General features: G+C 65.4%; 16 protein-coding genes. 8 read left to right on the top strand and 8 right to left on the bottom strand.

The window, feature by feature from the left end; translation table 11 throughout:
* Nucleotides 1-29: 29 nt before the first annotated feature.
* Nucleotides 30-338, top strand: coding sequence for an FAD assembly factor SdhE (locus ACZ5TO_RS07815; protein WP_464800113.1), 309 nt, complete (start codon nt 30-32; stop codon nt 336-338).
* Nucleotides 335-3,847 (top strand): transcription-repair coupling factor, encoded by a 3,513-nt coding sequence (gene mfd, locus ACZ5TO_RS07820; protein WP_464800114.1) that lies wholly within the window; start codon nt 335-337, stop codon nt 3,845-3,847. Before ACZ5TO_RS07815 ends, mfd begins: the two co-directional genes overlap by 4 nt.
* A 192-nt stretch (nt 3,848-4,039) precedes the next feature.
* On the opposite strand, the gene ACZ5TO_RS07825 is transcribed toward mfd, so the two are convergent.
* Both ACZ5TO_RS07825 and ACZ5TO_RS07830 read right to left on the bottom strand, forming a co-directional pair.
* A complete protein-coding gene (locus ACZ5TO_RS07825) occupies nt 4,040-4,711 on the bottom strand; it encodes a DsbA family oxidoreductase (RefSeq protein ID WP_464800115.1) in 672 nt (223 codons plus the stop codon).
* A gap of 104 nt (nt 4,712-4,815) precedes the next feature.
* Nucleotides 4,816-6,615, bottom strand: coding sequence for an extracellular solute-binding protein (locus tag ACZ5TO_RS07830; protein WP_464800350.1), 1,800 nt, complete (start codon nt 6,613-6,615; stop codon nt 4,816-4,818).
* A 289-nt stretch (nt 6,616-6,904) separates the two neighbouring features.
* Between ACZ5TO_RS07830 and ACZ5TO_RS07835 the strand changes: the two genes are divergently transcribed.
* Nucleotides 6,905-7,531, top strand: a complete 627-nt coding sequence (locus tag ACZ5TO_RS07835) for an invasion associated locus B family protein (RefSeq protein WP_464800116.1) — start codon at nt 6,905-6,907, stop codon at nt 7,529-7,531.
* An 82-nt stretch (nt 7,532-7,613) separates the two neighbouring features.
* Here the strand turns inward: ACZ5TO_RS07835 and hspQ are convergent, their stop codons facing one another.
* Nucleotides 7,614-7,946: a heat shock protein HspQ gene (gene hspQ / locus ACZ5TO_RS07840; RefSeq protein WP_184141674.1), complete on the bottom strand. Its 333-nt coding sequence runs from the start codon at nt 7,944-7,946 to the stop codon at nt 7,614-7,616.
* A 154-nt stretch (nt 7,947-8,100) separates the two neighbouring features.
* On the opposite strand from hspQ, the gene ACZ5TO_RS07845 reads away from it, so the two are divergent.
* The gene (locus ACZ5TO_RS07845) at nt 8,101-9,129 is read left to right on the top strand and encodes a hypothetical protein (protein ID WP_464800117.1); all 1,029 of its coding nucleotides are present in this window, start codon (nt 8,101-8,103) and stop codon (nt 9,127-9,129) included.
* Between the two features lie 49 nt (nt 9,130-9,178).
* Nucleotides 9,179-10,213 (top strand): TAXI family TRAP transporter solute-binding subunit, encoded by a 1,035-nt coding sequence (locus tag ACZ5TO_RS07850; protein ID WP_464800118.1) that lies wholly within the window; start codon nt 9,179-9,181, stop codon nt 10,211-10,213.
* Between the two features lie 246 nt (nt 10,214-10,459).
* Here the strand turns inward: ACZ5TO_RS07850 and glnA are convergent, their stop codons facing one another.
* Both glnA and ACZ5TO_RS07860 read right to left on the bottom strand, forming a co-directional pair.
* On the bottom strand, nt 10,460-11,869 hold the full coding sequence (glnA, locus tag ACZ5TO_RS07855) for a type I glutamate--ammonia ligase (protein ID WP_184141670.1): 1,410 nt from the start codon (nt 11,867-11,869) through the stop codon (nt 10,460-10,462).
* Nucleotides 11,870-11,925: 56 nt separating this feature from the next.
* A complete protein-coding gene (locus ACZ5TO_RS07860) occupies nt 11,926-12,264 on the bottom strand; it encodes a P-II family nitrogen regulator (protein ID WP_003515720.1) in 339 nt (112 codons plus the stop codon).
* Between the two features lie 346 nt (nt 12,265-12,610).
* Between ACZ5TO_RS07860 and ACZ5TO_RS07865 the strand changes: the two genes are divergently transcribed.
* A complete protein-coding gene (locus ACZ5TO_RS07865; protein WP_464800119.1) occupies nt 12,611-14,101 on the top strand; it encodes an NAD(P)H-hydrate dehydratase in 1,491 nt (496 codons plus the stop codon).
* Nucleotides 14,102-14,126: 25 nt separating this feature from the next.
* On the opposite strand, the gene ACZ5TO_RS07870 is transcribed toward ACZ5TO_RS07865, so the two are convergent.
* Nucleotides 14,127-14,936 carry a DUF72 domain-containing protein gene (locus tag ACZ5TO_RS07870; RefSeq protein ID WP_464800351.1) on the bottom strand — a complete coding sequence of 270 codons (810 nt, stop codon included), beginning with the start codon at nt 14,934-14,936 and terminating at the stop codon, nt 14,127-14,129.
* A gap of 22 nt (nt 14,937-14,958) precedes the next feature.
* Nucleotides 14,959-17,877 (bottom strand): excinuclease ABC subunit UvrA, encoded by a 2,919-nt coding sequence (gene uvrA, locus ACZ5TO_RS07875; RefSeq protein ID WP_464800120.1) that lies wholly within the window; start codon nt 17,875-17,877, stop codon nt 14,959-14,961.
* Between the two features lie 287 nt (nt 17,878-18,164).
* Between uvrA and ACZ5TO_RS07880 the strand changes: the two genes are divergently transcribed.
* Together ACZ5TO_RS07880 and ACZ5TO_RS07885 are read left to right on the top strand one after the other, a co-directional pair.
* On the top strand, nt 18,165-18,692 hold the full coding sequence (locus ACZ5TO_RS07880; protein ID WP_464800121.1) for a single-stranded DNA-binding protein: 528 nt from the start codon (nt 18,165-18,167) through the stop codon (nt 18,690-18,692).
* A gap of 87 nt (nt 18,693-18,779) precedes the next feature.
* Complete coding sequence (locus ACZ5TO_RS07885; RefSeq protein ID WP_464800122.1) at nt 18,780-19,658, top strand: restriction endonuclease; 879 nt, start codon at nt 18,780-18,782, stop codon at nt 19,656-19,658.
* Nucleotides 19,659-19,674: 16 nt separating this feature from the next.
* On the opposite strand, the gene ACZ5TO_RS07890 is transcribed toward ACZ5TO_RS07885, so the two are convergent.
* On the bottom strand, nt 19,675-20,304 hold the full coding sequence (locus ACZ5TO_RS07890) for a MarC family protein (RefSeq protein WP_464800123.1): 630 nt from the start codon (nt 20,302-20,304) through the stop codon (nt 19,675-19,677).
* Nucleotides 20,305-20,520 lie beyond the last annotated feature (216 nt).

The raw sequence follows: 20,520 nt of genomic DNA on the forward strand, positions 1-20,520 counted from the left end.
AGGCAAAGCCGCAGGAAGGTGGGACGATCATGACGGGAACGACACGCTCGAGCGCCGAGATCGACCCGCGCCGCAAGCGCATCCTCTTCCGCTGCTGGCACCGCGGCATCCGCGAGATGGACCTGGTGCTCGGCGCCTTCGCCGATGCCGAGATCGCCACGCTCTGCGAAGCCGAACTCGACGAGCTGGAGCGCATCATGGCCGAGGAGGACAACGACCTCGTCAAATGGGTGACCGGCGAGAAGCCGGTGCCGGAGGAATTCCGGCGCGGCCTCTTCCCGCGCATCGCCGCCTACAAGCCCGATTTCTCGCCGCTCTTCAAAGACGACCGCGCATGATCCCCGGATTTTCTCCCGAACGCATTGCCGGCGCCGGCCGGCCGATGACCATCGGCGCCGTGCCCTCCGGCGTCGAGCCGCTGATCCTCGCCGAGCTCGCCCGCAAGGGCGGCCCGCTCGCCTATGTGCTTTCCGACGGCCAGCGCATCTCCGATCTCGAACAGATGCTCGGCTTCGTCGCGCCCGATATTCCGGTCCTGACGCTGCCCGGCTGGGACTGCCTGCCCTATGACCGCGTCTCGCCGAGCGCCGAGGTTTCCGCCCGCCGGCTCTCGGCGCTCTCCGCGCTGATCGCCCATCGGAAGAAGCCGCATGCGGCCATCGTGCTCGTCACCGTCAACGCCATGCTGCAGAAGACGGCGCCGCGCTCGGTCATCGAGAGCCTTGCCTTCTCGGCGAAGCCCGGTAACCAGATCCGCATGGACGACATCGCCGCACGGCTGGAGCGCAACGGCTTCGAGCGCGTGGCGACGGTGCGCGAGGTCGGCGAATATGCCGTGCGCGGCGGCATCCTCGACGTCTTCGTGCCCGGCAGCCTCGAGCCGCTGCGCCTCGATTTCTTCGGCGACACGCTGGAGAGCATCCGTTCCTTCGACCCGGCGAGCCAGCGCACGACGGGTCAGGCGCGTTCCCTCGACCTCAACCCGATGAGCGAGGTGACGCTGACGCCGGAGACGATCTCGCATTTCCGCACGCAGTATCTCTCCTCCTTCGGCGCGGCGACGCGCGACGATGCGCTCTATCAGGCCGTCTCCGAAGGCCGGCGCTATGCCGGCATGGAGCACTGGCTGCCGCTCTTCTACGACGAGCTGGAAACCGCCTTCGACTATCTCGAGGGCTTCCGTATCGTCACGGACCATACGGTACGTGAGGCGGCCGTCGAGCGCTCGCGTCTTGTGCGCGACTATTACGATGCGCGCCTTGCCTCCGCCACGCCCGGCAAGGGGCAGGTGGCGCAGGCGACACCCTACAAGCCCGTGCCGCCCGGCCGGCTCTATCTCGACGCCGAGCGTTTCGCGCGCGAGCTCGATACCCTCGACGCCATCCGCCTCTCGCCCTTCAACGAGCATGAAGGCGAGGCGCGCCATGTCGAGACCATCGAGGCGCGGCCCGGCATGCGCTGGGCGCGGCCGGCCGGCAGCGAGGATGCCGACGGCGGGCGTGTCAACGTCTTCGACCAGGCAGTGAAACACATCGCCGACAAGCGAGCCTCCGGCGCCAAGGTGCTCGTTACCGGCTGGTCGGAAGGCTCGCTCGACCGCCTGCTGCAGGTGCTCGCCGAACACGGGCTCGGCAATGTCGTGCCGGTCGAGAAATTCGCCGACCTGCGCAAGCTGAAGCCGGGCGAGGCGGGCTCGGCGGTCCTCAGCCTCGAAAGCGGCTTCGAGGCGGGCGACATCGTCGTCATCGGCGAGCAAGATATTCTCGGCGATCGCATGGTGCGCCGCGCCAAGCGGCGCAAGCGCGGCGCGGACTTCATCACCGAGGTCGCGGGTCTCGACGAGGGCTCCATCGTCGTCCATGCCGAGCACGGCATCGGCCGCTTCGTCGGCCTTCGCACCATCGAGGCGGCCGGCGCGCCGCATGCCTGCCTCGAGCTTCTCTATGCGGACGACGCGAAGCTTTTCCTGCCGGTCGAGAACATCGACCTTCTCTCGCGCTACGGCGGCGAGGGGACGGATGCGATCCTCGACAAGCTGGGCGGCGTCGCCTGGCAGGCGCGCAAGGCAAAGCTCAAGAAGCGCCTGCTCGACATGGCGGGCGGCCTCATCCAGATCGCCGCCGCGCGCCTCGTGCGCCATGCGCCGGTGCTCGCTTCGCCCGAAGGCGTCTACGATGAGTTCGCCGCCCGTTTCCCCTATGACGAGACGGACGACCAGGCGAACGCCATCGACGCCGTGCGCGAGGACCTCGGCGCCGGCCGGCCGATGGACCGGCTGGTCTGCGGCGACGTCGGCTTCGGCAAGACCGAGGTGGCGCTGCGCGCCGCCTTCATCGCCGCGATGAACGGCGTGCAGGTTGCCGTCGTCGTGCCGACCACGCTCCTCGCGCGTCAACATTTCAAGACCTTCTCCGACCGCTTCCGCGGCCTGCCGATCCGCGTGCAGCAGGCTTCCCGCCTCGTCGGCTCGAAGGAACTGGCGCTCACCAAGAAGGAGCTTTCCGAAGGCAAGACGGATATCGTCGTCGGCACCCATGCGCTGCTCGGCTCGTCGATCAAGTTCGCCAATCTCGGCCTCCTCATCATCGACGAGGAGCAGCATTTCGGCGTGAAGCACAAGGAGCGGCTGAAGGAGCTGAAGAGCGACGTGCATGTCCTCACGCTCTCGGCGACGCCCATTCCCCGCACCCTCCAGCTCGCCATGACGGGCGTGCGCGAACTCTCGCTCATCACCACGCCGCCGGTCGACCGCATGGCGGTGCGCACCTTCATCTCGCCCTTCGATCCGCTCGTCATCCGCGAGACGCTGATGCGCGAGCATTATCGCGGCGGCCAGAGCTTCTATGTCTGCCCACGTCTCAGCGACCTCTCGGAAATCCACGATTTCCTGCGCCAGGACGTGCCGGAGCTGAAGGTCGCCGTCGCGCATGGCCAGATGCCGGCGACGGAACTGGAAGACATCATGAACGCCTTCTACGAAGGCCGTTACGACGTGCTGCTCTCGACCACCATCGTCGAATCCGGCCTCGACGTGCCGACGGCGAACACGATGATCATCCACCGCGCCGACATGTTCGGCCTCGCCCAGCTCTACCAGCTGCGCGGCCGCGTCGGCCGGTCGAAGGTGCGCGCCTTCGCGCTGCTGACGCTGCCGGTCAACCGCACGCTGACCGGCACGGCCGAGCGCCGCCTCAAGGTGCTGCAGTCGCTCGACACGCTCGGCGCCGGCTTTCAGCTCGCCAGCCACGACCTCGATATCCGCGGCGCGGGCAACCTCCTCGGCGAGGAGCAGTCAGGCCATATCAAGGAGGTCGGCTTCGAGCTTTACCAGCAGATGCTCGAAGAGGCCGTCGCCGAGATCAAGGGTGACGAGGAGATCGCCGACAGCGGCTGGTCGCCGCAGATTTCCGTCGGCACGCCGGTGATGATCCCGGACGACTACGTGCCGGACCTGCACCTGCGCCTCGGCCTCTACCGCCGCCTCGGCGAGATCACCGAGCTTGGCGATATCGACGCCTTCGGCGCGGAGCTGATCGACCGCTTCGGCCCGCTGCCGGTCGAGGTGCAGCATCTCCTCAAGATCGTCTACATCAAGTCGCTCTGCCGCGTGGCGAATGTGGAAAAGCTCGATGCCGGCCCGAAGGGCGTCGTCGTGCAGTTCCGCCACAAGGAATTCCCCAACCCGGCGGCGCTTGTCGGCTATATCGCCAAGCAGGGCACGCTGGCGAAGATCAGGCCCGACCAGAGCCTGTTCCTGTCGCGCGACTACCCGACGCCGGAAAGGCGCTTGACGGGCGCCGCGCAGGTGATGACGCAGCTTGCGGGGCTGGCGAAGCAGGGCGCCTGAGGCTTTCACTTCTATCGAGCCATTGTCAGCGACGCTATCGGCACCTCCCGACAGCCACCTCCATCATCATGGTCGGGCCTGACCCGACCATCCACGCCGCGGGTCCGTCTGGATCCTCGGGTCAGGCCCGAGGATGACGGAAGTAGGTGGGTTGGTTGAGAATAGGGTAGCCGGAGGCGCGGCTATGCGGTCTCAGTTCTTCCCGATACGCTCCTGCGCCTTCATCGCGGCGATCTCGCGGAAGGCGTTGGTGAGGACGTCGACGGACTGTGCGCCCATTACGGCATACTTGTTGTCGACGATGAAGCAGGGGACGCCGGTGACGCCCATGTCGCGGGCCATGCCGATCTCCTCCTTGACGGAATCGACGTCCGCGCCGGCGGAAAAGAGGGCCGTCACGACGGAACGGTCCATGCCGCACGCCTCCGCGATATCGAGCAGCACCGCGCGGTCGCCGACATTGCGGCCTTCCTCGAAATAGGCCTTGAAGAGCGCGAGCGCCACGCGCTCCTGGATGTGCGGCCCCTCGATCATCGCCCAGCGCAGCAGGCGGTGGGCGTCGAGCGTGTTGGGCGAGATCTTCACGGCGGAAAAGTCGAAATCGATGCCGTCCTCGCGGCCGAGGCTTGCAAGCCGCTCATGCGCGCTGTCGACGGCAGCCGTCCCGCCGAGCTTTTCGGCAAGGTGCTTCTTGTGGTCCACGCCGTCCGGCGGCATGTCGGGGTTGAGCTGGTAGGGGCGGAACGTCACCGAGACGGCAAGCTCGTCCTTTACGTTGCCGATCGCCTTCTCCAGCCGGCGGGTGCCGAGATAGCACCAAGGGCAGACGACGTCCGAGACGACATCGATCGTAATGGCTTCCATCCGGGTTTCCTTTCGCATTTCCGGGATATTCCGGACAGGCCGTCGAGATAGGCCGGCCTGCCGCCGCTTTCAACAGGTTACCTCGAGGTAACCCGCCCCGCGCCCTACTGCGCCCGCGCGTCCCACCAGGTCGGGAACTGGAATCCGTAGAGCGGAACCGTGTCCGGCCGGGCGATGTGCCTGGAATGCGCGACCCATTGCTCGCCGAGATGATAGAGCGGCACGACATAATAGTTGGAAAGCAGCATCCTGTCGTGCAGGCGCACGGCCGAGCGGAAATTCTCCGACGTACGGGCCGTCAGCATGGCCTCGATGATACGGTCGACGTCGGGATCGGCGACGCCCGCGAAGTTGGAGCTGCCCGGCCGGTCGCGGGAGATCGAGCCCCAGTAGCTGACCTGGTCGATGCCGGGCGAGAGCGAGGCAGGGTAGGCCTTGACGATCACGTCGTAGTCGAAGGTCTGGCTGCGGCTCTGGTACTGCGAATCGTCCACCGTGCGGATCGTGGCGCGCACGCCGAGGGCGGCAAGGAAGCGCTGGTAGGCGAGCGCCAGCTTCTCCTGGTCGGCGTTCTGCGTCATGATCTCGAAGGAAAGCGGCATGCCTGCCTTGTCCGTCATGCGCCCGTCGCTGATGGCGTAGCCGGCCTTGTGGAAGAGGTCGAGCGCTTCGCGCAGCACCTTGCGGTCGCGGCCCGAACCGTCCGTCTTCGGCAGGAGATACGTGCCGGCGAGGATATCCGGCTCGATGCGGGAGATGGCGGCGCCCGCGATCTCGCGCTCGCGCGCGTCCGCCGGAACGCCCATCGAGCTGAGCTCGGAGTTCTGCCAGTAGCTCTCGGTGCGCTTGTAGGCGTTCTCGAAGAGGCTGCGGTTCACCCATTCAAAATCGAAGACGAGCGTCAGCGCCTTGCGCAGGTCGCGGTTCTGGAAGAGGGGACGGCGCGTGTTGAACACGAAGCCGAGCATGCCGGAGGGCGTGTGCGGCGTGATGGCGTCCTTCACGACGTCGCCGGAAAGCGCCGCGGGAAAATCGTAGCCGCGCGCCCATTTCGTCGGGTTGCCTTCCTGGTAGAGGTCGATCTCGCCCTTCTTGAAGGCCTCGAAGAGCGAATTGTCCTGCAGGAAATATTCGACGGAGATCTCGTCGTAATTGTCGAAGCCGACCTTGGAGGGAAGGTCCTTGCCCCAGTAGTTCGGATCGCGCGCGAAGACGATCTTCTCGCCGGGCTTGACCTCCTTGACCTTGTAGGGACCGGAGCCGAGCGGCAGGGCAAGGGACGTGCGGTCGAAATTCTCCACATCGATGGCGTGCTTCGGCAGGATGGGCGAATAGCCGGCGATCAGAAGCGGCGTCTCGCGGTCCGCCTTGTCGTTGAAGGTGAAGCGCACGCTGCGTTCGCCGACCTTTTCCACCTTCTCGACGCCTTCGAGCCGCCGGTTGAAGGGCGTGCGCCCCTTGTCGCGCAGAAGTTCGAAGGAGAAGATGACGTCTTCCGGGGTGATCGGCACGCCGTCCGCCCAGCGGGCCTTCGGGTTGAGATTGAACTGGATGAAGGTGCGGTCGTCGTCCCATTCCACCGTCTCGGCAATGAGGCCGTACATGGTGAAGGCCTCGTCGCGCGAGCGCTGCATCAGAGATTCGTAGACGAGGTTGCCGAATTCGGGGTCCCACATGCCGCGCGCCGTGGTGCGCATGCTCTTCAGGATGAAGGGGTTGAGGTTGTCGAACGTGCCGACGACGCCGTAGGCGATATGCCCGCCCTTCTTCACGTCCGGATTGACGTAGCCGAAATGCTTGTAGTCCGGCGGCAGGGCCGGCTCGCCGTGCATGGCGATGGCGTGCACGGGCGCGGCAAGGCCCGGCATCGCGCTTGCACCGAAGAGGCAGGCGGCAAAGGCCATCAGGATGGGGCGCAACGGGGTCTCCTCGTGGGTCCGGCTGATTCTCGTGCATTATAGCCGCCGCAAAGCGGACGGCAGCGTGGCAGGGGCGGGAAATAGAAGGCACGCAGGATTTTCGCAAGGAAAGGCTGGATATCCGCCGCGGCCCATTGTAACAGGTGTACCCCGAAGCGGGTCATGCAAATGCCTCATTTCGCCGACAGGAGAGCGCACGGCAGACCGACGCCCGAGAGGGGCCAAGGAGGGGCACCGTCGCTCCGGCACCGGATTTTCAGGAGACCGAACTCGTATGATCTTCACATCCAAACTCATCAAGCGGACCGTGCTTTCCGCCTTTGCTGCTTCCGTTGCCATGGCGGCCGCTCCGTCCGCATCGCTCGCACAGCAGCAGGCCGCTCCGCCGAAGGGCTGGTTCAAGGTCTGCACCAAGCAGGAAGACAATGACGTCTGCATCGTGCAGAACCTGCTTGCCGCAAGCAGCGGCCAGCTCATCACCGCCGTCGGCCTCATCACCGTCTCCGGCAAGACCAACCGCAAGATCATGCAGGTCTCGGTTCCGAGCGCCCGCCTGATCCCCGTCGGCGTCCAGATGCAGATCGACGGCGGCAAGGCCCAGAAGCTCGACTACGCCATCTGCATGCCCGACAAGTGCGTCGCCGAGGTCCCGCTGACCGACCAGATGATCGGCAGCCTGAAGAAGGGCGGCGAGCTCGTCCTGACCTCGGTCAACTTCCAGCGCGCGCCGAACCCGATCAAGATCTCGCTCGAAGGCTTCACCGGCGTCTTCGACGGCGAGCCGATCGAACAGTCGCAGCTCGAAGAGCGCCAGCGCCTGCTGCAGGAAGAAATGCAGAAGAAGGCCGAGGAAGCCCGCAAGAAGCTCGAAGACGCCCAGAAGGCCGCCAAGAGCCAGTAAGCCGGCGCCTCGCCGAACGGATACGAAAAACCCGGCCTCTGGCCGGGTTTTTTTATTGGCTGCGAGGAGGAGGAGGCGGCAGTTAGTGGAAGATGCCGCTTTCTTCCTTCCAGCGATAATGCCCGTGGTCGGCGTTCATCAGGGCGCGGACCTGCGGATGGCGGATGGGCTGGCCGCTCTCGTCCGCAACGAGGTTCTGTTCGGAGACATAGGCGACATATTCCGCCTCCTCGTTCTCCGCAAAGAGGTGGTAGAAGGGCTGGTCCTTGGAGGGACGGATTTCTGCCGGAATGGCATTCCACCACTCTTCGGTGTTGGCGAATTCGGGGTCGACGTCGAAGACCACGCCACGGAAGGGGAACATCCGGTGGCGGACCACGTCGCCGATGGCAAATTTTGCATGACGCATCTTCATGGGCGTACCTACCTTTCCTCTTATATTTGGGTAATTGCCGTGAAACATCAATAGTTCCGGCCTATCGCCCGTTCATTCTGCAAGGGAGCGGCGCTTGCACCGTCCGTCGTTTTCGGCGTATCTCGAAAGAAACGTCTCGGGCGGATCGGATGGCATGAACAACCAATGGGGTAGAAACGGCAGCGGGCCGGCGGCAGGCCGGGGCGGCGCGGGCGGCATCCTGTTCGCGTCCGTCGTCTGCCTGGCGCTCGGCGGGGCGGCCGGCTATGCCGCATTCCGTTTCACCGGCGACAGCGCGCCTTCGGGCGAGATCGAACAGCGCGACCGGCGCATCGCCGATCTTGCGAAGGAGCTCGACGCCCGGGTCCAGGAGATCGACGAAAGCGGGCGGAAGGCCGATGCGCTCCTCAAGGAGAACGCGGCGCTCAAACAGCGGGTCGAGGCGTTCGACAGCGCGGCGTCCAACCCCCAGGCGGCGGTTTCCGAGGCCGAATATGCCCGCCTGACGCAGGAAACCATTCCGGGCCTGAAGAACGAACTGGAGCTTGCCCGCCAGCGCATCGCCGATGCCGACGCGCTGAAGGCGCGGGCGGAAGAGGCGGTGCGCGATCGTGAACGCCGGCTTTCCCTCGGCGCGGACCAGATCGCCCGGCTGGAAAAGGCGCTGGATGCCGCCCGCAGCGACGAGAATGCCGCCCAGACGGCGGAGACCGAGCGGCTGGAAGCGGAAGCCGATACCTTGCGGCGCCAGCTCTCCGAGGCGCAGGCCGCGGCGGAGAAGGTGACGACCGGCGACCTGCCGGCCGCTCGCGCCGAAATCGCCCGCAAGGACAAGGAAATCGCCGCGCTCAAGGCGCAAAACGGCATGCTGACAACGCGGGTCGCCGCGCTGGAGGCGGCCAGCCGCGCGGCGCAGCCGAGCCGGCCGGTCGACGGCGCCGAAAAGCCGGTGCGCGACACGGCAAAGCCGTCCGAGGGCCGCAATCCGCGCAATGCGGGCCTGGTCGCCCGCGCGATGCAGGATACACCCGGGCTCGACCGGCTGAACGACACGCAGCGCGACCGGCTGGAGCGGACGCTGGTTTCCGGCGAATGCGTGACCAATGCGCTCGGCGGCGTCTTCAAGCGCGTGCCCGTGCTGGCGCTGCGCAACCTGATGCGGGACCTCGACAGCGACTGCTAGGGGTCCGTTCTACAGCGGCGCCGGCGCCGGATTTGGGAAGGAGACAACGATGAAGCGATCTGTTCTGGCGGCCGCGCTCGGCCTTGCGCTTTCGGTGGGCGGCGCCTCGGCCGAAGGCTTCGAGCGCAACATCATGACGGGCGGCCCGCAGGGCACCTATATCCAGATCGGCCGCGACATCGCCGCGCTCGGCGCCGATTGCGGCCTGACGCTCAACGTCGTCGAAAGCGCCGGCTCGCTCGAAAACTTCGTCGGCGTGCGCAACCGCCGCAACACGCAGTTCGGCATCGTACAGAGCGACGTGCTGGAATATCTCAAGACCTTCGAGGCGAACGACCCGGAAGTGCAGAAGGCCGTGAAGGGCGTGCGCATCATGTTCCCGCTCTACAACGAGGAGATCCATGTCCTCGCGCGCAAGGACATCGCCGGCATGAAGGACCTTGCCGGCCGGAAGATCGCCGTCGGCAAGAAGGACAGCGGCACCTTCCTCACCGCCACGCTGATCATGGATATCCTGCAGGTAAAGGCCGGCGAGCGGATCGACATCAACCCGGACGAGGCGCTGCCGAAGCTGCTTTCCGGCGAGATCGACGCCTTCTTCTACGTCGCCGGCGCGCCGGCCGCGCTTTTCACCGGCAATGCCATCGACAAGACGAAATTCCATCTGGTGCCGATCACCGAGGCGCCGCTGCTCGCAACCTATACGCCCTCACGCATCGAGGCCGGCACCTATTCCTTCCAGGACCAGCCGGTCGATCTCATCGCGGTCAAGGCCGTGATGATGACCTACGACTACGACACCAAGCGCAATGCCTATCACCGCGAGAGCTGCAAGGCGGTCGCGGATTTTTCCAGCCTCATCCTCACCGGCCTCGACAAGCTGAAGGCGACCGGCCATCCGAAATGGAAGACGGTGGACCTGACGGCGCTGCCGCCCGGCTGGCAGGTCGGCGTCTGCGTAAAGGCCGGCATGGCCCTCGACTACAAGCCCGCCTGCAAGGCGCCCGCCGAAAAGGCCGGCGGCGGCGCGGACGATTCGAACGAGGAATACCTCAACCTGCTCAAGCAACGGCTGCAACAGTAGCGCGGGTGGAAGGTGGCGCGTGGATCCTCGGGTCAAGCCCGAGGATGACGGAGAGGAAGAGAAGTCGCCTGTCCGTTAGGCATTGTGGCATGCGGCATCGCTGCTTTTGCCGTCATGCTTCCCTTCTGTCGTCATCCTCGGGCTTGACCCGAGGATCCACACGCCACCCACCGCGCCACCGACATCCCGACAACAAAAAACCCGGCCAATGGCCGGGTTTTCCGTATCATCAATCCACTGCGCCGATCAGGCGGAGTAGTACATGTCGAATTCGACCGGGTGCGGCGTCATTTCGAAGCGCATGACTTCGGCCATCTTCAGCTCGATGTAGCTGTCGATCTGGTCGTCGTCGAACACGCCGCCGGCCGTCAGGAACTTACGGTCCTTGTCGAGGCTTTCGAGGGCTTCGCGCAGCGAGCCGCAGACGGTCGGGATCTTCTTCAGTTCCTTCGGCGGCAGGTCGTAGAGGTCCTTGTCCATGGCCTTGCCGGGATGGATCTTGTTCTTGATGCCGTCGAGGCCGGCCATCAGCATGGATGCGAAGCCGAGATAGGGGTTGCCGAGCGGGTCGGGGAAGCGGATCTCGACGCGCTTGGACTTCGGACCCGTGCCGAACGGAATGCGGCACGACGCCGAGCGGTTGCGGGCCGAATAGGCGAGCAGGACCGGCGCTTCATAGCCCGGGACGAGACGCTTGTAGGAGTTCGTCGTCGGGTTGGTGAAGGCGTTGATCGCCTTGGCATGCTTGATGATGCCGCCGATGAAGTAGAGGCAGCTTTCCGAAAGGCCGGCATATTCGTCGCCGGCGAACTGGGGCTTGGAATCCTTCCAGATCGACAGGTGGACGTGCATGCCCGAGCCGTTGTCGCCGAAGATCGGCTTCGGCATGAAGGTGGCCGTCTTGCCGTAGGCGTTGGCGACCTGGTGCACGACGTACTTGTAGATCTGCACCTTGTCGGCGCTGCGCACCAGCGTGTCGAACTTGACGCCGAGTTCGTGCTGGGCGGCGGCCACTTCATGGTGCTGCTTTTCGACCGTGACGCCCATCTCTGTGAGGACCGTCAGCATCTCCGAGCGCATGTCCTGGCAAGAATCGACCGGGGGAACCGGGAAATAGCCGCCCTTGACGCGCGGGCGATGGCCGAGGTTGCCGGTCTCGTAGTCGGTGTCGTCGTTGGAGGGAAGCTCCGAGGAATCCAGCTTGAATCCGGTGTTGTACGGGTCAGCCTTGTACTTGACGTCGTCGAAGACGAAGAATTCCGGTTCCGGGCCGGCATAGACGGTGTCGCCGATGCCCGAGGCCTTGAGGTAGGCTTCGGCCTTCTTGGCCGTGCCGCGCGGGTCGCGGTTATAGGCTTCGCCGGAGACCGGGTCGAGGATGTCGCACATGACGACCATGGTGGACTGGGCGAAGAACGGGTCCATGTGGACGGTCGCCGGGTCGGGCATCAGCACCATGTCGGATTCGTTGATGGCCTTCCAGCCGCCGATCGAGGAGCCGTCGAACATGACGCCGTCGGCGAACATGTCTTCATCGACGCAGCCGACGTCCATCGTCAGGTGGTGCATCTTGCCCTTCGGGTCGGTGAAGCGCAGGTCAACGAACTTTACGTCGTTTTCCTTGATTTGCTTGAGGATATCGTTGGCAGTCGTCATGGTATGTTCCTGTGTGAGATGACGAGGTGGACGCCGTGGCCGGTGGCCAGGCGGGATCAGATGGCGTCGACGCCGGTTTCGCCGGTGCGGATGCGGATGACTTCTTCGACGTTGGAGACAAAGATCTTGCCGTCGCCGATGCGGCCGGTCTGGGCGGCATTGCGGATCGCCTCGATAACGGCCTCCGCGTTCTCGTCCGCCAGCACGACCTCGACCTTCACCTTGGGCAGGAAGTCGACGACGTATTCGGCACCGCGGTAAAGTTCCGTATGGCCCTTCTGGCGGCCGAAACCCTTCGCTTCGGTGACGGTGATGCCCTGCAGGCCGACTTCCTGAAGAGCCTCCTTCACCTCATCGAGTTTGAAAGGCTTGATGATCGCTTCGATCTTTTTCATGAGAAGATGTCTCTCCGCTTCTCCCGTTTGCGCGAGGTTTACGCCCGCTGCACAGTTCAATGCACGTAGCATGCCAAGTCGAAGCAGGACGCATGCCAGATCGCGGAAATTCCGTTTCCCGGCCGGTCCTGCCCGTCTCTCACGCCGGCGATGATGCGGCTTTCCGCGCAAAAGGGCCAGCGGTATTTGCCTAAAAAATGTCTCCTGCGGCGCCGGCATGCGCAGCCTCGTTGCTTTTCCCTGCCGCGGAGCCGCATATTTGAGCATAGAGGATATGCAAGTGCATAAAAAACAGGCGAATAACGGCGGGCTTGTGTTCCGCGAGCCGATACGGTCATGCTGGGCCATGCACAAGGACCTGGACACGCTGATCATCACGCCCGAGGAGATGGGCCGCATCGACCGCGCCGCGGCGGCCTCGGGATTGTCGGGCTACGGCCTGATGGAGCGGGCGGGGCAGGCGGTCGCCGCCGCCGCGCTCCGCCGCTTTCCCGGCGCGCTGCGCTTTGCCGTGCTGTGCGGGCCCGGAAACAATGGCGGCGACGGCTATGTCGCCGCCCGCGCGCTGCGGGAGGCCGGGGCCGCGGTCGCAGTCCACGCGCTCGGCGATCCCGGCTGCCTGAAGGGCGATGCCGCGACGGCCTTCAAGGCGTTCGACGGCACGGTCGCGCCGCTTGCGGCCTATGGTCCCCGCCCGGGCGATGTCGTCATCGATGCCCTGTTCGGTGCGGGCCTTTCGCGCGATCTGCCGGAGGAGGCGGTCCGGATCGTCGAGGCGGTGCGGGACAGCGTGCTGCCCGTTCTGGCGGTGGACCTGCCCTCCGGCATCGACGGGCGCTCGGGAGCGGTGCGGGGGGATGCCTTCGCGGCGGCGGCGACCGTCACCTTCATGTGCCGCAAGCCCGGCCACCTGCTGCTGCCGGGCCGCACGCTCTGCGGCGAGGTGGAGGTCTTCGACATCGGCATTCCCGCCCGCGTCCTCGCCGGCCATGCCGGCCATATGCGGGTCAACACGCCGGCCGTCTGGCGCATCGCGCTGCCGGTGGAGACCGGCGCGACGCACAAATATGTGCGCGGGCACCTTGCCGTCTTCTCCGGCCCCGCAACGGCGACGGGCGCGGCGCGGCTTTCGGCCAGCGCGGGGCTGCGTGCCGGCGCCGGCCTCGTCACCGTCCTTTCGCCGCCCGAAGCGCTTGCCGTCAATGCCGCCCATCTCACCGCCGTCATGCTGAAGCCGGTCGGCGGGCCGGACGATCTCGCCGTATTGCTCGACGACGAGCGGCTGAAGACCTTCGTCCTCGGCCCCGGCTTCGGAGATTTCGGGAAGGCGAAGGCCTATGTGCGCGAGATTGCCGGCCGTGGCCGCCGCCTCGTCCTCGACGCGGACGGCATCAGCGCCTTCCGCGACGAACCGGACGCGCTTTTCCGCCTCTTTGCCGGCAAAGAGCCGCGGCTGGTGCTGACGCCGCATGACGGGGAATTCGCCCGGCTTTTCCCCGATCTTGCGGAGGATGCCGGCCTTTCCAAGATCGAACGGGCGCAGAAGGCGGCGGCGCGCAGCCATGCGGCCGTGATCCTCAAGGGCGCCGACACGGTGATCGCCGCACCGGACGGCCGCGCCCTCGTCAACGCGAACGCGCCGCCATGGCTGGCGACGGCAGGCTCCGGCGATGTGCTTGCCGGCATCGCCGGCGCGCATCTCGCACAGGGCATGCCGGCCTTCGAAGCCGCGGCAAGCGCCGTCTGGCGCCATGGCGAAGCGGGCAGGGCGGCCGGCGAGGGGATGACGGCGGAAGACCTTGTCGGCGCGCTGCGCGGTTTCGACCGAGCCGGATAACGGTTCGCCGTGGCTGGCTTCCCGGCTATCGCGGCTGGGTGCGCTTCTGCAATTCGCGCGCGCCGTTGGGCGCGTTCACCTTGCCGGAGGTGATGAAGAAGGCGAAGACGTCGCGGGCCTTCTTCGCCGGCTTCGTCTCGGGATCGATCTTCGGCAGGTCGGAAGGCTCGCCCCCGCCGGCCCATTCCTTGAAACGGCCGGCCCATTCGGAGAGGGCCTTTTCCGGATAGCAGGTCTTGATGTCGTCCGAGCCCTTCTGCAGGCGGGCATAGACGAAATCCGCCGTCACGTCGGCGATCTCCGGATAGTCCTCGTGCTGCGCGTAGACGACGGCCGCCTTGTACTTGCGGGCGAGCGCCGCGAATTCCGGCGTCATGAAGGTCTCGTTGCGCACTTCCAGCGCGTGTTTCAGCGAAAGCCCGTCGAGCTTTTCCGGCAGCAGCTTCAGGAATCCCTCGAAATCCTCCGGCTCGAATTTCTTCGTCGGCGGGAACTGCCAGAGGATGGGGCCGAGATGATCGCCAAGCTCGGCAATCCCCTGCGTCAGGAATTTCTGGACGGACTCGCCGCCTTCGGCCAGAACCTTGCGGTTCGTCGTGAAGCGGCTCGCCTTCAGCGAGAAGATGAAGCCGTCCGGCACTTCGGAGGCCCATTTGGCGAAGGTCTCCGGCTTCTGCGAGCCGTAATAGGTGCCGTTGACCTCGATGGCCGTCAGCTCGCGGCTGGCGAACTCGAGCTGCCGCTTCTTCGGCAGCTTTTCGGGATAGAACGTGCCTTCCCAGGGCTCGAAGGTCCAGCCGCCGATGCCGGTACGGATTGCGCCGGATGCACTCATCATCGTCCTCCCTTATGAACGGTCATTCCGCCGCCACCCGCTTCATCGGCCGGCGCTCCAGGAGCTCCTTCAGGAACTGGCCGGTATAGGAGCGCTCGACCTTCACCACATCCTCGGGCGTGCCTTCCGCGATCACCTCGCCGCCGCCGTCGCCGCCTTCGGGGCCGAAGTCGATGATCCAGTCGGCGGTCTTGATGACCTCCAGATTGTGCTCGATGACGACCACCGAATTGCCCTGGTTGACCAGTTCGTGCAGCACTTCGAGGAGCTTCGCCACGTCATGGAAGTGGAGGCCCGTCGTCGGCTCGTCGAGGATATAGAGCGTGCGGCCGGTCGAGCGCTTCGACAGCTCCTTGGCGAGCTTGACGCGCTGCGCCTCGCCGCCCGACAGCGTGTTGGCCTGCTGGCCGACCTTGATATAGCCGAGGCCCACCTGGTTCAGCGTCGTGAGCTTGTCGCGCACGGCGGGGACGGCCGCGAAGAACTCGACGCCTTCCTCCACCGTCATGTCGAGCACGTCGGCGATCGACTTGCCCTTGAAGGTGACGTCCAGCGTCTCGCGGTTGTAGCGCTTGCCGTGGCAAACGTCGCAGGTGACATAGACGTCCGGCAGGAAGTGCATCTCGATCTTGATGACGCCGTCGCCCTGGCACGCCTCGCAGCGCCCGCCCTTGACGTTGAAGGAGAAGCGGCCGGGCTGGTAGCCGCGGGCCTTCGCCTCCGGAAGCCCCGCGAACCAGTCGCGGATCGGCGTGAAGGCGCCGGTATAGGTCGCCGGGTTCGAGCGCGGCGTGCGGCCGATCGGCGACTGGTCGATGTCGATGACCTTGTCGATATATTCGAAGCCGTCGATGCGCTCGTGCTCGGCCGGGATTTCGCGCGCGCCCATGATGCGGCGGGCGGCGGACTTGTAGAGCGTCTCGATGAGGAAGGTCGACTTGCCGCCGCCGGAAACGCCGGTCACCGCCGTGAAGACGCCGAGCGGGATCGATGCGGTGACGTTCTTCAGGTTGTTGGCCTTCGCGCCGACGACCTTGATCTCCTTTTTCTTCTTCGGCTTGCGGCGTTCCGCCGGAACGGCGACCGCAAGCTCGCCGGAGAGGTACTTGCCGGTCAGCGACTTCGGATTGGCGATGATCTCCTGCGGCGCGCCCTGCGCGATGACTTCTCCGCCATGGATGCCGGCGGCTGGGCCGATGTCGACCACGTAATCCGCCGTCAGGATGGCGTCCTCGTCATGCTCGACGACGATCACCGTGTTGCCGATGTCGCGCAGGTGCCGCAGCGTATCGAGGAGGCGCGCATTGTCGCGCTGGTGAAGGCCGATGGAGGGCTCGTCCAGCACGTAGAGCACGCCCGTCAGCCCCGAGCCGATCTGCGAGGCGAGGCGGATGCGCTGGCTCTCGCCGCCCGACAGCGTGCCGGAATTGCGCGAGAGCGAGAGATATTCGAGGCCCACATCGTTGAGGAAGCGCAGGCGCTCGCGGATTTCCTTGAGGATGCGGACGGCGATCTCGTTCTGCTTGGCGTTCAGCTTCTCCGGCAGCACGTCGAACCAGTCGCGCGCCACGCGGATCGACATATTGGTGACTTCGCCGATATGCAGCCTGTTGATCTTGACCGCCAGCGCCTCGGGCTTGAGGCGAAAACCGTTGCAGGCCGGGCAGGGGGCGGCCGACATGTAGCGCTCGATCTCCTCGCGCGACCAGGCCGAATCCGTCTCCTTCCAGCGGCGTTCGAGGTTCGGCACGATGCCCTCGAAGGTCTTCACCGTCTTGTAGGAGCGCGCGCCGTCCTTGTAGTTGAACTCCACCTTCTCCCTGGTGCCGTGGAGAATGGCGTCCTGCGCCTCCTGCGACAATTCCGACCAGCGGTTGGAGAGCTTGAAGCCGTAGGCGGCGCCGAGCGCTTCCAGCGTCTGGTTATAGTAGGGCGAGGACGACTTCGCCCACGGGGCAATGGCCCCGTCGCGCAGCGTCCGCTCGCTTTCCGGCACGATCAGGTCCGGGTCGATCTTCTGCTGGCTGCCGAGGCCGTCGCAGGTCGGGCAGGCGCCGAAGGGGTTGTTGAACGAGAAGAGCCGCGGCTCGATCTCCGGAATGGTGAAGCCGGAAACGGGGCAGGCGAACTTTTCCGAGAACATCACGCGCTCGTGCGTCTCGTTCAGCGACTTGTTGGCCGAGCCGCCGGCCGCCGTCTCCTCGACCGGCAGCGGCTTGTCGGCGAATTCCGCAATCGCGAGGCCGTCGGCGAGCTTGAGGCAGGTCTCGATGCTGTCGGCGAGGCGCGAGGCGAGGTCCGAACGCACGACGACGCGGTCGACCACCACGTCGATGTCGTGCTTGTACTTCTTGTCGAGCGCCGGCACGTCGGCGATCTCGTAGAACTGGCCGTCGACCTTGACGCGCTGGAAGCCCTTCTTCATCAGCTCGGCGAGTTCCTTCTTGTACTCGCCCTTGCGGCCGCGCACGACGGGTGCAAGAATGTAGAGGCGCGTGCCTTCGCCGAAATCCAGCACGCGGTCGACCATCTGGCTGACCGTCTGGCTCTCGATGGGCAGGCCCGTCGCCGGCGAATAGGGAACGCCGACGCGCGCGAAGAGCAGGCGCATGTAGTCGTAGATCTCGGTGACCGTGCCGACGGTCGAGCGCGGGTTCTTCGAGGTCGTCTTCTGCTCGATGGAGATGGCGGGCGACAGGCCGTCGATCTGGTCGACGTCCGGCTTCTGCATCATCTCCAGGAACTGGCGCGCATAGGCCGAGAGGCTCTCGACATAGCGGCGCTGGCCCTCGGCATAGATCGTGTCGAAGGCGAGCGACGATTTTCCGGAGCCCGAAAGCCCGGTCATGACGATCAGCTTGTTGCGGGGCAGGTCGAGGTCGATGCCCTTGAGATTGTGCTCGCGCGCGCCGCGAATGGAAATTGTCTTGAGTTCGCTCATTGTGTCCAGCGTCGAAGGTCGTTGCGCATAAATGGGATCGGCCCCTATGTAGGGATTGATGGAGGCCTGTCCATGCGCCGTCAGAAGATTCCGTGCCCGTTTCCGATTCGGTTGACAAGAGTGTAGGGAATTATTAGAACAAAAAAAGAACGAAATTTCGCAATTGATCTGTGGATTACCACTTGCGCGGGGCGGCGCCCGGCGACGGCAGCTTATAAGATGCCACATTCGTGTAGTGAAATGATGTCGGGCGCCCTTCGTCCGGCGCGACAACGGGAAGTACGGGTATGGCTGGAAGCGTCAACAAGGTGATCTTGATCGGGAACGTCGGTGCGGACCCGGAAATCCGGCGCACGCAGGACGGTCGGCCGATCGCCAACCTGCGCATCGCCACCTCCGAGACCTGGCGCGACCGCAACAGCGGCGAGCGCCGCGAGAAGACCGAATGGCACAATGTCGTCGTCTTCAACGAAGGCCTGTGCAAGGTCGTCGAGCAGTACGTCAAGAAAGGCGCCAAGCTCTATATCGAGGGCGCGCTGCAGACCCGCAAGTGGCAGGACCAGACCGGCAACGACCGTTACTCGACGGAAGTCGTGCTGCAGGGCTTCAACTCGACGCTGACCATGCTCGACGGTCGCGGCGAAGGCGGCGGCGCGGGGCGGGGCGGCGATTTCGGCGGCAGCAGCAATTTTGGCGGCGGCCAGAACTACGACGACTACGGTTCGCGGCCGGCTTCCGGCGGCGGCAGCGGCAGCGCAAGCCGTTCGGGCGGTTCGCAACTTTCGCGCGATATGGATGATGACATCCCCTTCTGAGCGGATTATCCTCGACCCCGGGGATTTTCAGGGGCGCAAATCTGATTGACGGTTCACGGCGCCCCTCGGGAAGAGGAGGGCGCCGTTTTGTCGCTGCTGAAGGGGGTATTGCGCTTCGTCCTGCTCACGCTGGCGATTTGTCTCCTCGGGGGCATGATCGGCAGCGTCGGTGCGCTGGCGGGCAAGCCGCCCGGGCTGACGGCCTGGAGCATTCTTGGCATGGTCATCGTCTTCCTGAGCCCGTTTCTTTCCGCAGCCTGGCTGTGGCGCCGGCGCAGGAAGGCGAAGGCGCAAGAGGCGGCGATGCGGCTCATGGCCGAAGAGCAGCACTATCAGGAAAATCTTCCTCGGCGGCGTCTCATCGAGCGGCAAAGGCTGATCGATGCGGTGGACCAGCATCGCGGCGCGCTCGAACGCAACCTGGCGCGCGCCGTCCGCACGAACGATTACGGCATGGTCGTGCAGGACATGAGGGGCGAGGCGCTCGCCGAGTTCTTCGCCAGCATCGCGCTGGACGGGGCGCTGTTTTCCTTCGAGGATGCGAAGGCGCTGGTTTTCGAGCAGCTGAACACCCGCAGGCGCGAGCAGGTCGCCGCCGGCTTCGATGCCGGCTCGGTCCCGCTTGACGGGCACGAATTCGAGCACTGGGTGGCCGATGCCCTCAAGCGGTACGGCTGGAAGGCGGAGGTGACGCGCGGCTCCGGCGACCAGGGACTGGACGTGATCGCCGAGAAGAAGGGCAAGCGCGTCGGCCTGCAATGCAAGCTCTATGGAGGCCCCGTCGGCAACAAGGCCGTGCAGGAGGCCCATGCCGGCAAGGTCTATTACGGGGTCGACGCCGTCGGCGTCCTCACCAATGCCAGCTTCACGCCGAGCGCAACGGCGCTGGCGGCGGTAACCGGCGTCAAGCTCTTCTCGCAGCACGATATTCCGAGCCTTTTCGAGAAGACTTTTGCCGCGCGGTAAGCGCGGCGGGCCGTTCTCAGGCGAGGAAGACCGACTTCACGCCGTCCACCACGAACTGCACCGCGAGCGCGGCGAGGATGACGCCGAGCAGGCGCGTAAGGATCGCCCGGCCGGTATTGCCGAGGAAGCGGTCGATACGCTCGGCGATCACCAGCGACAGGAAAAGGATGCCGATGCAGAGCGCCAGCACGCCGATGAGGGCGCTGCGCTCCAGCGCGGAAGGAAAGGCGCCCGACAACAGGATCGTCGCGGAGATGGCGCCGGGGCCGGCGATCAGCGGCAGGGCAAGCGGGAAGACGGCGATGTTGTGGATGTGGTCGCGGGTGATCGCCACCTCGCTGGTCTTTTCCTTGCGCTCGTTGCGCCGCTCGAAGATCATCTCGAAGGCGATCCAGAAGAGGAGCAGCCCGCCGGCGATGCGGAAGGCGCCGATGGAGATGCCGAGCAGCGAGAGCACGCCCGAGCCCGTCAGGGCGAAGACCGCGAGGATGCAGAAGGCGATCAGCGAGCCGCGCAGGGCCACCTGCTTTCGCTGCGGGCGCGTCATGCCGACGGTCAGCCCCAGGAAGATCGGCGCGAGGCCGGGCGGATCGAGCGTCACGAGCAGGGTCGTGAGCGCATTGACCACGGGATCGATGGTGAGCATGTCGGGCGTTCCCCTCGCCGTTGAGCGGCCGTTTCGTCGGCCTTGTCCGGCCATTGTTAGGCGAGGGCGGCGCCCAAGGGAAGGGCGCCCGGACCGCCACGCCGATACGGCCATGAAAATGCGCAAATTGGCGGATTTTACTTGGAAAACCCGCTCAAACCCCTTGCCGAAATTGGCGCTTGGAGCAGCGGTAGGCTATAAATTTGCATCTGATTC

It is taken from the genome of Shinella sp. Sh6 (genome assembly GCF_055392685.1).

Excerpts from the sequence above, each read along its gene's own strand:
- ACZ5TO_RS07815 (WP_464800113.1), top strand. The coding sequence starts at position 30 with ATGACGGGAACGACACGCTCGAGCGCCGAGATCGACCCGCGCCGCAAG.
- mfd (WP_464800114.1), top strand. The coding sequence starts at position 335 with ATGATCCCCGGATTTTCTCCCGAACGCATTGCCGGCGCCGGCCGGCCG.
- ACZ5TO_RS07825 (WP_464800115.1), bottom strand. The coding sequence starts at position 4,711 with ATGGAAGCCATTACGATCGATGTCGTCTCGGACGTCGTCTGCCCTTGG.
- ACZ5TO_RS07830 (WP_464800350.1), bottom strand. The coding sequence starts at position 6,615 with ATGGCCTTTGCCGCCTGCCTCTTCGGTGCAAGCGCGATGCCGGGCCTT.
- ACZ5TO_RS07835 (WP_464800116.1), top strand. The coding sequence starts at position 6,905 with ATGATCTTCACATCCAAACTCATCAAGCGGACCGTGCTTTCCGCCTTT.
- hspQ (WP_184141674.1), bottom strand. The coding sequence starts at position 7,946 with ATGAAGATGCGTCATGCAAAATTTGCCATCGGCGACGTGGTCCGCCAC.
- ACZ5TO_RS07845 (WP_464800117.1), top strand. The coding sequence starts at position 8,101 with ATGAACAACCAATGGGGTAGAAACGGCAGCGGGCCGGCGGCAGGCCGG.
- ACZ5TO_RS07850 (WP_464800118.1), top strand. The coding sequence starts at position 9,179 with ATGAAGCGATCTGTTCTGGCGGCCGCGCTCGGCCTTGCGCTTTCGGTG.
- glnA (WP_184141670.1), bottom strand. The coding sequence starts at position 11,869 with ATGACGACTGCCAACGATATCCTCAAGCAAATCAAGGAAAACGACGTA.
- ACZ5TO_RS07860 (WP_003515720.1), bottom strand. The coding sequence starts at position 12,264 with ATGAAAAAGATCGAAGCGATCATCAAGCCTTTCAAACTCGATGAGGTG.
- ACZ5TO_RS07865 (WP_464800119.1), top strand. The coding sequence starts at position 12,611 with ATGCACAAGGACCTGGACACGCTGATCATCACGCCCGAGGAGATGGGC.
- ACZ5TO_RS07870 (WP_464800351.1), bottom strand. The coding sequence starts at position 14,936 with ATGAGTGCATCCGGCGCAATCCGTACCGGCATCGGCGGCTGGACCTTC.
- uvrA (WP_464800120.1), bottom strand. The coding sequence starts at position 17,877 with ATGAGCGAACTCAAGACAATTTCCATTCGCGGCGCGCGCGAGCACAAT.
- ACZ5TO_RS07880 (WP_464800121.1), top strand. The coding sequence starts at position 18,165 with ATGGCTGGAAGCGTCAACAAGGTGATCTTGATCGGGAACGTCGGTGCG.
- ACZ5TO_RS07890 (WP_464800123.1), bottom strand. The coding sequence starts at position 20,304 with ATGCTCACCATCGATCCCGTGGTCAATGCGCTCACGACCCTGCTCGTG.